General features: G+C 45.7%; 10 protein-coding genes and 1 tRNA gene. All 11 read left to right on the top strand.

Features of this window, described 5'->3' with window-relative positions:
- Window positions 1-134 (top strand): elongation factor Tu (gene tuf, locus U9Q77_11175; GenBank protein ID MEA3287917.1); only part of this gene is annotated, 134 nt, incomplete at its 5' end.
- A gap of 17 nt (window positions 135-151) precedes the next feature.
- Window positions 152-301, top strand: a complete 150-nt coding sequence (gene rpmG / locus U9Q77_11170) for a 50S ribosomal protein L33 (GenBank protein ID MEA3287916.1) — start codon at window positions 152-154, stop codon at window positions 299-301.
- A 16-nt stretch (window positions 302-317) separates the two neighbouring features.
- Window positions 318-390, top strand: a tRNA-Trp gene (locus U9Q77_11165).
- 28 nt (window positions 391-418) lie between these two features.
- The gene (secE, locus tag U9Q77_11160) at window positions 419-610 is read left to right on the top strand and encodes a preprotein translocase subunit SecE (protein ID MEA3287915.1); all 192 of its coding nucleotides are present in this window, start codon (window positions 419-421) and stop codon (window positions 608-610) included.
- A gap of 7 nt (window positions 611-617) precedes the next feature.
- The gene (gene nusG / locus U9Q77_11155) at window positions 618-1,145 is read left to right on the top strand and encodes a transcription termination/antitermination protein NusG (protein ID MEA3287914.1); all 528 of its coding nucleotides are present in this window, start codon (window positions 618-620) and stop codon (window positions 1,143-1,145) included.
- A gap of 17 nt (window positions 1,146-1,162) precedes the next feature.
- Window positions 1,163-1,588 carry a 50S ribosomal protein L11 gene (gene rplK / locus U9Q77_11150; GenBank protein MEA3287913.1) on the top strand — a complete coding sequence of 142 codons (426 nt, stop codon included), beginning with the start codon at window positions 1,163-1,165 and terminating at the stop codon, window positions 1,586-1,588.
- Window positions 1,589-1,598: 10 nt separating this feature from the next.
- On the top strand, window positions 1,599-2,291 hold the full coding sequence (gene rplA, locus U9Q77_11145) for a 50S ribosomal protein L1 (protein ID MEA3287912.1): 693 nt from the start codon (window positions 1,599-1,601) through the stop codon (window positions 2,289-2,291).
- Between the two features lie 20 nt (window positions 2,292-2,311).
- Window positions 2,312-2,839, top strand: coding sequence for a 50S ribosomal protein L10 (gene rplJ, locus U9Q77_11140; protein MEA3287911.1), 528 nt, complete (start codon window positions 2,312-2,314; stop codon window positions 2,837-2,839).
- An 18-nt stretch (window positions 2,840-2,857) separates the two neighbouring features.
- Window positions 2,858-3,232 carry a 50S ribosomal protein L7/L12 gene (gene rplL, locus U9Q77_11135; protein ID MEA3287910.1) on the top strand — a complete coding sequence of 125 codons (375 nt, stop codon included), beginning with the start codon at window positions 2,858-2,860 and terminating at the stop codon, window positions 3,230-3,232.
- A gap of 102 nt (window positions 3,233-3,334) precedes the next feature.
- Entirely contained in the window at window positions 3,335-7,111 is a 3,777-nt protein-coding gene (gene rpoB / locus U9Q77_11130; protein ID MEA3287909.1) for a DNA-directed RNA polymerase subunit beta, read from the top strand.
- Between the two features lie 15 nt (window positions 7,112-7,126).
- Window positions 7,127-9,594, top strand: a 2,468-nt coding sequence (gene rpoC / locus U9Q77_11125) for a DNA-directed RNA polymerase subunit beta' (protein ID MEA3287908.1), incomplete at its 3' end; no start/stop codon positions are given.

The raw sequence follows: 9,594 nt of genomic DNA, 5'->3' as shown, positions 1-9,594 counted from the left end.
TCATGCCTGGAGATAATGTAAACTTAACGATCGAGTTGATACAGCCCATCGCCATGGAGCAGGAGCTGCGTTTCGCTATTCGCGAAGGTGGCCATACTGTTGGTGCTGGTGTTGTTACTGAGATCATCGAGTAAAGGTTCGGCGGTGATTTATGCGTGAGATAATCACACTTGAGTGTACGGAATGCAAACATCGCAATTATTCGACAAAAAAGAATAAGCGTTTGCATCCAGCACGCGTCGAGTTCAAGAAATATTGTCCTAATTGCAATAAACATGTCGTGCACAAGGAAACAAAATAAGAAATGAAGTATAGACAGGAGAGTGGCTCAATTGGTAGAGCAACGGTCTCCAAAACCGTAGGTTGCAGGTTCGAGTCCTGTCTCTCCTGCTCAATTTCTTAGATTGTTAAATAGAATATGGTAAAAAAGTTCAAAGCATTTCTGGATGGGGTTCAGTCCGAGTTTAAAAAGATTTCCTGGCCAACCTTTGAAGAGCTGAAAGGCTCAACCTGGGTTGTTTTAGGGATGTCCGCGTTAATCGCGTTCATTCTTTTTGTCCTTGATAAGGTGATGTCCATTCTGATTTTAAATGTGATCATGGGGCGCTAAAATGGCCATGAAATGGTATAGTCTTAGAACCTTTTCCGGTAAGGAAAAGAAGGTTAGTGAGGCGATTCTTCAAGAGGCAGAGCTGGCTGGGATGAGTGAATTGATTCCTGAGGTCCTGGTACCATCAGAAAATGTTGTTGAAATGCGTGCTGGAAAGAAATATATACGCAACAAGGTATTCTTTCCAGGATACATCATGATCCAGATGGAAGTCACAATTGAGACACGTTATCTCGTAGAGAATGTTCCCGGGATCATGTCCTTTGTGGGTCCAAAAGGTGAGCCGGTTCCGTTGAAAGACGTAGAGGTTCGTCGCATCCTTGGTGAAGTTGAGGAGCGCGATGGGCAAGAAGTCATGGGAACCATTTTCAAAGCCGGAGACCCAATCAAGGTCATGGATGGTCCCTTTGTGGATTTCACCGGTTTTGTCAAGGAAGTTGATGAAGCTAAGCAGAAGGTTAAGGTAGAGGTATCCATCTTTGGACGCCCTACACCGGTTGAGCTGGACTTCCTGCAGATAGAATTAGAAAAGTAGTAAGAAGGTAGAAGCGAATGGCCAAAAAGGTAATTAATAAGATTAAACTGCATATTCCCGCAGCACAGGCCAATCCCTCTCCGCCGGTAGGACCGGCATTGGGACAGGCGGGTGTGAATATCATGGAGTTCTGCAAAGCGTTTAATTCCAGGACTGAAAAAGATCGAGGATTGATTATCCCTGCAGTTATTACGGTATATGCTGATCGATCCTTTACATTTATCACGAAGACACCTCCAGCTGCTGTGCTTTTACGAAAAGCCGCCGGTTTGGAGAAGGGTTCAGGAACACCAAACTCAGAAAAAGTTGGTATGGTCACCCAGGAACAACTTCGCGAGATCGCTGAGCTGAAAAAACCGGATTTGAATTCTCACGATGTTGAGATGGCCATGCGTATTATTGCGGGTACTGCTCGTAGTATGGGCATTACGGTAGCTGAGTAGGAGATCTGAGATGAAAATTTCAAAAAAACAAAAAGTTAATCTCAGTAAGCTGGATAAGAACTTGGAGTATGACCTTGGTGCCGGTGTTGACCTGCTCAAGGAGTGCGCCACAGCGAATTTTGATGAAACTATTGAGGTTTCAGTCAACCTGGGAGTAAATCCAAAGTACGCAGATCAGATGGTGCGTGGCACTGTCACCTTGCCGCATGGTACTGGTAAAAAAGTACGCGTTCTGGTGTTGGCTAAAGGTCCTAAGGCCGATGAAGCCGTCGAAGCTGGTGCGGACTTTGTTGGATTTGAAGAATATGTCCAGAAGCTGAAAGACGGTTGGTTGGATGTGGATGTGATCATCACTACGCCTGATAATATGGGTGAAGTGGGTAAGATGGGTCGGATTTTGGGACCCCGTGGTCTCATGCCGAATCCAAAGACTGGAACGGTCACAATGGATATTACTAAGGCCGTCAATGAGTCGAAGGCCGGTAAGATTGAATTGCGTACTGATAAGTATGGAATCGTTCACTCGGTGGTTGGCAAGGCTTCATTTGAAAGCTCAGCCTTATCTGAGAACATTACAGTATTGGTCAATCGTCTGATTTCCATGAAGCCATCAGGTGCTAAAGGGACTTATTTTCAAAAAATGGTCCTCAGCTCAACGATGGGTCCTGGTATTCGTATTGATAGAGCAACGCTCGGCGTATAAGCGGCGAAGGAATTAGCAAAATGCCAAATCAAAAAAATATTAACTCCCTGAATTCTATCCGGGAGAAGATCTCAAACGCCAGCGCCATCTATTTCACTGACTATGTTGGGCTCACGGTAGAGGAGACCAATGCACTCAGGTCTCAGTTCCATGAGGCTAATGTTGAGTTTCGTGTTCTTAAGAACAGGCTCGTAAGCATTGCTGTGAAAGAAAGTGGTTATGAAGGTCTCGAAGCTGTACTGAAGGGACCCACAGCTCTGGCTTTTGGGAAAGAAGATCCGACAGCGCCAGCTCGAGTGATCAAAGAATTCCTTAAAAAGGAAGGTAAGGCTAAAGAAAAACCAGCTGTAAAAGGTTTGGTTTTTGAGGGCCAGGTATTGGACGCCTCTTTCTATGTGAAGTTGGCTAATTTACCAGGGAAAGACGAGTTACTTGCCATGCTGCTCGGTGGGCTGCAGTCTCCCATGCAGAATACCCTGAGTGTGCTTCAAGCTCCCATGCGGAATTTGGCAGGTGTTTTATTATCATTAAAAGAAACAAAGAATTAATCTGGAGGTAATCTACTCATGGGTATCACACGTGATGATGTAATGAGCTATCTTGAAACCGCTAACATGCTCGAGATTTCTGAGCTTATAACTGCTATCGAAGACAAATTCGGTGTTACAGCCGCTGCTCCAGTCGCTATGGCCGCTGGTCCTGCTGCTGCCGTTGAAGAAGTCGAAGAGCAGACTGAGTTCGATGTAGTACTAGAAGGTCCCGGCGATAAAAAGATCAATGTTATCAAGGTTGTTCGCCAAGTAACCGCTCTTGGGCTTAAAGAAGCCAAAGAACTGGTTGATAGCGCTCCCAGCAAAATCAAGGAAGCTGTTTCCAAAGATGAAGCTGAAGAGCTCAAAAAGAAATTGGAAGAAGCTGGAGCTTCTGTCAGTCTTAAATAGTTTGACTCTCAGTTCCAACGCTTGTCTGGATTCTGGCTCGCAGGAGATTTCTCCTGCGAGCTTTTGCGCCTTTAGTTGATTAACTAAAAGTGGAGGTGACTTTTGTCCCTGCCTAGTAAAATAGAACGATTCTCCTTCTCCAAAATCGGTTCACAGATCGACCTTCCCAACCTGCTGGATTTGCAGGTTGCCTCATGGAGAGAATTTCTTCAGGAAGATAATGCTGCCTACGAACGCGATAACAAGGGTTTGGAGGCAATATTTCAAGCTGTATTTCCCATTGAAGACAATCACGGGAACTACAAGCTGGATTACGTATCCTACTCTGTCGGTTTACCTAGATATTCCATTGAGGAGTGCCTGGAGCGTGGAGTCACCTATTCCGTACCCTTAAAGGTAAAACTTATTCTACATGCAACTGAGGAAGGTTCCGAACCAGGCGATTATTCTGTTCATGTGGAGCAGGATATCTTTTTTGGAAATATCCCATATATGACCAAGGGTGGTGCTTTTGTTGTTAATGGCGCTGAACGGGTCATTGTTTCTCAGCTAATGCGTTCTCCAGGTGTGTTTTTCGATATGAAAATTCACCCCAACGGTACCAAGCTTTATTCTGCCCGCCTGATTCCCTTTCGGGGCAGTTGGCTGGATATCACAACTGATATCCATGATGTCATTTATGCAGTCATCGATAGACGCCGTAAATTCCCCATCTCATTACTGCTCAGGGCAATGAAATTCTCCTCGAATGAGTCTATTCTTAGCTCATTCGGTGTCATTCGCGAATTACGCCTGGCTGATAATGTTGGTTTGAAATCCTTCTATGACACACCAGTACCAGTGGATGTCATTAATAAAGAAACTGGCGAGATCCTTATGGAGGCCGGTGATAAGCTGACCAAGGAAAAGGTTCGTGAGCTGAAAAAAGAAGGCGTTGGCGGTGTCATGGTTGTAAGTGACCCGGAAGACATTGCCTATGATCTGCTGGCAAATACACTGGCCAAGGATCGTTCATCAGACACCAACGAAGCACTCAGAATATTTTATACTGAAATGCGTGGTGGCGAACCACCGAACCTGGATCTGGCTGAAAAATTTCTATCCAGACTCTTTTTTGATCCTAAAAAATATGATCTTGGAGAAGTTGGCCGTTATCGTATGAACAAGAAGTTTGGTATCGATGTTCCTTTGGAGGAATTGGTACTGACACCGGAAGATATCATCATGTCGGTGAACTTTTTGTTGGAGATGCGTAAAGGAGAACGAGGTACTGATGATATTGATCACCTGGGCAATCGCCGCGTGCGAACAGTTGGTGAACAGATCGGGAACCAGTTTTCTGTAGCTCTGAGTAGAATGACACGAACCATTCGTGAGCGAATGAACGTGCGTGATACTGAGAATTTGACTCCTCAGGATCTAATCAATTCACGGATCGTGACCTCTGCTATCAGTTCCTTTTTTGGAACCAATCAATTATCCCAGTTCATGGATCAAACCAATCCATTGGCTGAAGTTACCCATAAACGTCGTTTGTCCTCTCTGGGGCCGGGAGCTCTCACCAGGGAACGCGCCGGTTTTGAGGTTCGAGATGTTCACTATACTCACTATGGTCGATTGTGTCCCATTGAGACGCCTGAAGGTCCTAATATTGGTTTGATATCCTCTCTGGCCTCTTATGGGGTGGTTAACCGTCTTGGATTTATCGAGACTCCTTACCGAAAATTGGTCAATAGTGGTGGAAAACCGAAGGTCTCTAAAACGGTAGAGTATCTCTCCGCAGATGATGAAGATCGTACATTTATCGCCCAGGCAAACTCGCCTATGGACGAAGATGGGTTCATTACAGAAGATCGGGTGCAGGTACGGATCCGAGGTGACTTTCCGGTGAAAGATATTTCAGAAGTGTCCTATATGGATGTTTCTCCCTTGCAGATTGTGTCACCGGCTGCTGCGTGTATACCCTTTCTGGAGCATGACGATGCAAACCGGGCCCTGATGGGTTCTAACATGCAGCGTCAGTCCGTTCCATTACTGTGGCCGGAAGCTCCAATTGTTGGAACTGGATTTGAGAAGATTGTCGCTAAAGATTCCCGTGCATTGCTCCTTTCAGATGTGAAAGGTATTGTTAAGTCTGTCAGTGCTGAAGAGATCATCGTAAAAACGACTCGTCGTATAGATGAAGAAGTGACTCTCATTGAAGAACCCGGCATGGTAACCTATAAGCTGAGAAAATTTCAGCGGAGTAATCAGGACTCCTGTATCAATCAGAAGGTATTGGTTGAAGTTGGACAACGGATCGCTCCTGGTGATGTTTTAGCGGATGGCATGAGTACTGACCGGGGAGATCTAGCCTTGGGTCGGAATATCACCGTTGCTTTCATGCCCTGGCGTGGATATAACTTTGAGGATGCAATCGTTCTCTCTGAACGTCTTCTCAAGGGCGATATCTTCACCAGTATGCGTTTGAAGGAGATTGAGCTTGAAGTTCGTGAAACCAAGCGTGGTGAAGAAGAACTGACCCGGGATATCCCCAATGTCAGTGAAGAAGCTACCCGGAATCTGAGTAATGATGGTATCATTCGAGTAGGGGCTGAAGTCCATCCTGGTGATATCCTTATTGGAAAGGTTACTCCCAAGGGTGAGACTGATCCAACTCCGGAAGAAAAACTGCTTAAAGCCATCTTTGGTGAAAAAGCAGGCGATGTGAAAGATGCTTCAAAACGGGCTGACCCCGGTGTAAAGGGTGTGGTTATTCGTACTGAACTCTATACCCGCAAGGCTCGTGAATCCCGTCTGGATGAAAAACGTAAACTGGATGCTCTCAAGCAGCGTGCCAGTCTTGATAAAACGGCGCTGACAAAAAAGCGCAACGAAAAAGTAAATCATCTGTTGCTGGATCAAAAATCTGCAGCAGTGGCCGATCTTGGTGGCAGGGTTATTCTGAAAGCTGGAACGCCTTTTACCAAGGAAGCTATTGCAACGCTGAACTTTGATCGGGTAAATCGCCGGGAACCCATTCTGGCTGATGAAGATCGCAATGTTAAGCTGAATAAACTGCTCAACGAATATGAACGTCTCTATCGCGAGATCGAACAGAATTATGAGAATGATGTTTATAAGCAGAAGGTAGGGGATGACCTGCAGCCTGGAGTTATTCAGCTGGCAAAGGTTCAGATCGCTACCAAGCGCAAGATATCCATCGGTGATAAGATGGCTGGTCGTCACGGAAACAAAGGTGTTGTAGCCGCTGTTGTGGCTGAAGAAGATATGCCTTTCATGGATGATGGTCGTCCGGTAGATATTGTTCTTAATCCCCTGGGTGTACCATCACGTATGAACCTGGGACAGCTGTATGAAACAATGCTGGGCTGGGCTGGTCGTGAACTGGGAGTTATGTTTGAGACTCCGGTTTTTGATGGTGCCAAACTGGCAGATGTCGAAGCATTGATGAAGAAAGCTAAACTGCCAGTAGGTGGTAAGCAGAAGCTTATCGACGGGCGCACAGGAGAATATATTGATAATCCTGTGACAATCGGCGAGATCTATATGATGAAGCTGACCCATCAGGTAGATGATAAGATGCATGCCAGATCCACGGGACCCTATTCACTCATTACTCAGCAACCACTGGGCGGAAAAGCGCAGTTTGGGGGCCAGCGATTTGGTGAAATGGAAGTATGGGCTTTGGAAGCTTATGGCGCTGCCCATACGCTCCAGGAAATGCTTACTGTGAAATCTGATGATGTAGAGGGCCGCTCGAAGGTCTATAATGCCCTGGTTAAAGGGGATAATCTACCTGAATTCGGTATTCCTGAATCCTTCAACGTATTGTTACGTGAAATGAAGGGTCTGGGTCTGGATGTTGAATTAAAGTAAAAAGGGAGTACTCCTTTGCTTAATAAATCTGTAGTCAACGACTTTACCGAGATCACGATCCGCCTGGCTTCGCCAGAAAAGATTCTTCGCGAATCCCGGGGTGAGATCTTTAAACCTGAGACCATCAATTACCGGACATACAAACCGGAAAAAGATGGTCTTTTCTGTGAACGTATCTTTGGTCCTGTCAAGGATTGGGAATGTCATTGCGGCAAGTACAAACGAATTCGATATAAGGGTATTATTTGTGACCGCTGTGGTGTTGAAGTAACCCGCAAAAAAGTTCGTCGTGAGCGGATGGGGCATATCACCCTGGCCGTTCCGGTAGTGCATACCTGGTATCTTCGATCGATTCCTTCTACCCTTGCTCATACACTGGGAATGACTTCCAAGAATCTCGAACGTATTATTTATTATGAATCTTACGTTGTTATCTCTCCTGGAAAAGCTGATGTTGAGCCAGGTGAGATCCTGGATGAAGAAGATTTCATCGAGCTGGATGCTATTTATGGTCCGGATGCTCTGGGTGCAGATGAAGAAGATGTGTTTGTCGCCAAAACTGGTGGCGAAGCCATTCTGTCCATGCTCCGGGATCTGGAGATCAAAAAGACCATGATCGAGCTTAAAGAGATCGTCAAGACCACTCGTAGCCAGCAGAAGAAAGCAGATGCTCTGAAGCGTCTCAGAATGATCAAAGCTTTTGATACACTGGGGAGCGATGTTCCCAATCGTCCAGAATGGATGGTCCTTACTATTTTACCGGTGATCCCACCGGAACTGCGACCTCTGGTACCTCTGGATGGTGGCCGTTTTGCTGCTTCAGATCTTAATGATCTTTACCGCCGTGTGATTATCCGGAATAACCGTCTTCGTCAACTGATGGAGATCAAGGCACCGGATGTGATCCTGAGAAATGAAAAACGCATGCTGCAGGAATCGGTTGATTCTCTATTTGACAATAGTCGCAAGCAAAGTGCTGTTCGCTCTGGAACCCGTCGTCCGCTGAAATCCTTGTCTGATATGCTATCCGGTAAACAGGGTCGCTTCCGTCAGAATCTACTGGGTAAGCGTGTTGATTATTCTGGTCGTTCTGTTATCGTTGTGGGTCCCGATCTTAAATTACATGAGTGTGGTATCCCCAAGGAAATGGCCATTGAGCTATTTAAACCACACATCGTTTCAGAACTTCTGGTGCGCAACTATGCCAAAACGCCCAAGCAGGCCAAGGTTATGGTTGAAGAGAAGTTGCCGGAGATCTATGATGTTCTGGAGTATGTGGTCAAAGATCACCCCGTGATGTTGAATCGTGCTCCTACCTTGCACCGTTTAGGTATCCAGGCTTTTCAGCCGGTTCTGATTAATGGACGGGCAATTAGACTCCACCCATTGGTTTGTTCAGCTTTCAATGCTGACTTTGACGGTGATCAGATGGCGGTTCACTTGCCACTTTCCCCTGAAGCTATTACTGAAGCACGCATGCTCATGCTATCCAGTCACAATATCCTCCATCCTGCACACGGTTCGCCGATCACTATTCCTTCACAGGATATGGTTTTGGGTTGCTACTATCTGACCAAGATTCGGCCAGATGCCATGGGTGAGGGAATGATATTCAGCTCAGAGGATGAAGCTGTTTTGGCTGTATACAATCAATATCTTGATTACCATGCCAAGATCAAAGTTCGCCGTGATGGTGGATTACTCGATACAACTGCTGGTCGCCTTCTGCTCAACCAGGTGCTTCCGGAAGATTATCCTTTCGTTAATGAATTGATCACTAAAAAACGACTTGAGAAGCTGATCAGCGACGTTATGCGTTTTTCCGGTAACTACAAGACGGTACTTTTTCTGGATGCACTTAAAAAACTGGGATTTGAATATGCCACTAAAAGTGGTGTCTCAATTGGTTTGTCCGACATCTTGATTCCTAAAAAGAAAGAAACGCTTTTGGCAAAATCTGCCAAAGAAGTTGAGAAGGTCAATGCTGACCGAAAAGCTGGCTGGCTGACTGAAGGTGAACGCTACAATAAGGTTCTGGATATCTGGACTCACACTACAAATCAAGTTGCCAGTATGATGATGGATGGCCTGAGCTCTGATGATCATGGTTTCAATTCAGTATATATAATGGCTGATTCCGGCGCTCGTGGATCCTCTGATCAGATCAAGCAGCTGGCCGGTATGCGTGGATTGATGGCAAAACCCAAGAAATCCATGAAAGGTAGTCAGGGAGAGATCATTGAAACCCCGATTACATCAAACTTCAAAGAAGGTCTCACCGTTCTTGAGTATTTTATCTCGACTCACGGTGCTCGAAAAGGACTGGCTGATACTGCCCTGAAAACTGCTGATGCAGGTTACCTGACTCGTCGTTTGGTTGATGTAGCTCAGGATGTTGTGATCCGTCTCGAAGACTGCGGTACTATTAATGGTATTGATGTAAAAGCCTTAAAACAGGGTGAAGATATCATCGAGCCACTAAA

This window comes from Candidatus Neomarinimicrobiota bacterium (assembly GCA_034716895.1).
Classification (GTDB): Bacteria; Fidelibacterota; UBA8477; order UBA8477; family JABMPR01; genus JABMPR01.
The sequence above is the reverse complement of the archived record's forward strand: the minus strand, read 5'-3'. Positions and strand labels throughout refer to the sequence as shown.

Bases quoted from the DNA above. Each gene is read 5' to 3' on its own strand.
- rplK (MEA3287913.1), top strand. From the start codon at position 1,163: ATGGCCAAAAAGGTAATTAATAAGATTAAACTGCATATTCCCGCAGCA.
- rplA (MEA3287912.1), top strand. From the start codon at position 1,599: ATGAAAATTTCAAAAAAACAAAAAGTTAATCTCAGTAAGCTGGATAAG.
- rplL (MEA3287910.1), top strand. From the start codon at position 2,858: ATGGGTATCACACGTGATGATGTAATGAGCTATCTTGAAACCGCTAAC.
- rpmG (MEA3287916.1), top strand. From the start codon at position 152: ATGCGTGAGATAATCACACTTGAGTGTACGGAATGCAAACATCGCAAT.
- nusG (MEA3287914.1), top strand. From the start codon at position 618: ATGAAATGGTATAGTCTTAGAACCTTTTCCGGTAAGGAAAAGAAGGTT.
- rplJ (MEA3287911.1), top strand. From the start codon at position 2,312: ATGCCAAATCAAAAAAATATTAACTCCCTGAATTCTATCCGGGAGAAG.
- secE (MEA3287915.1), top strand. From the start codon at position 419: ATGGTAAAAAAGTTCAAAGCATTTCTGGATGGGGTTCAGTCCGAGTTT.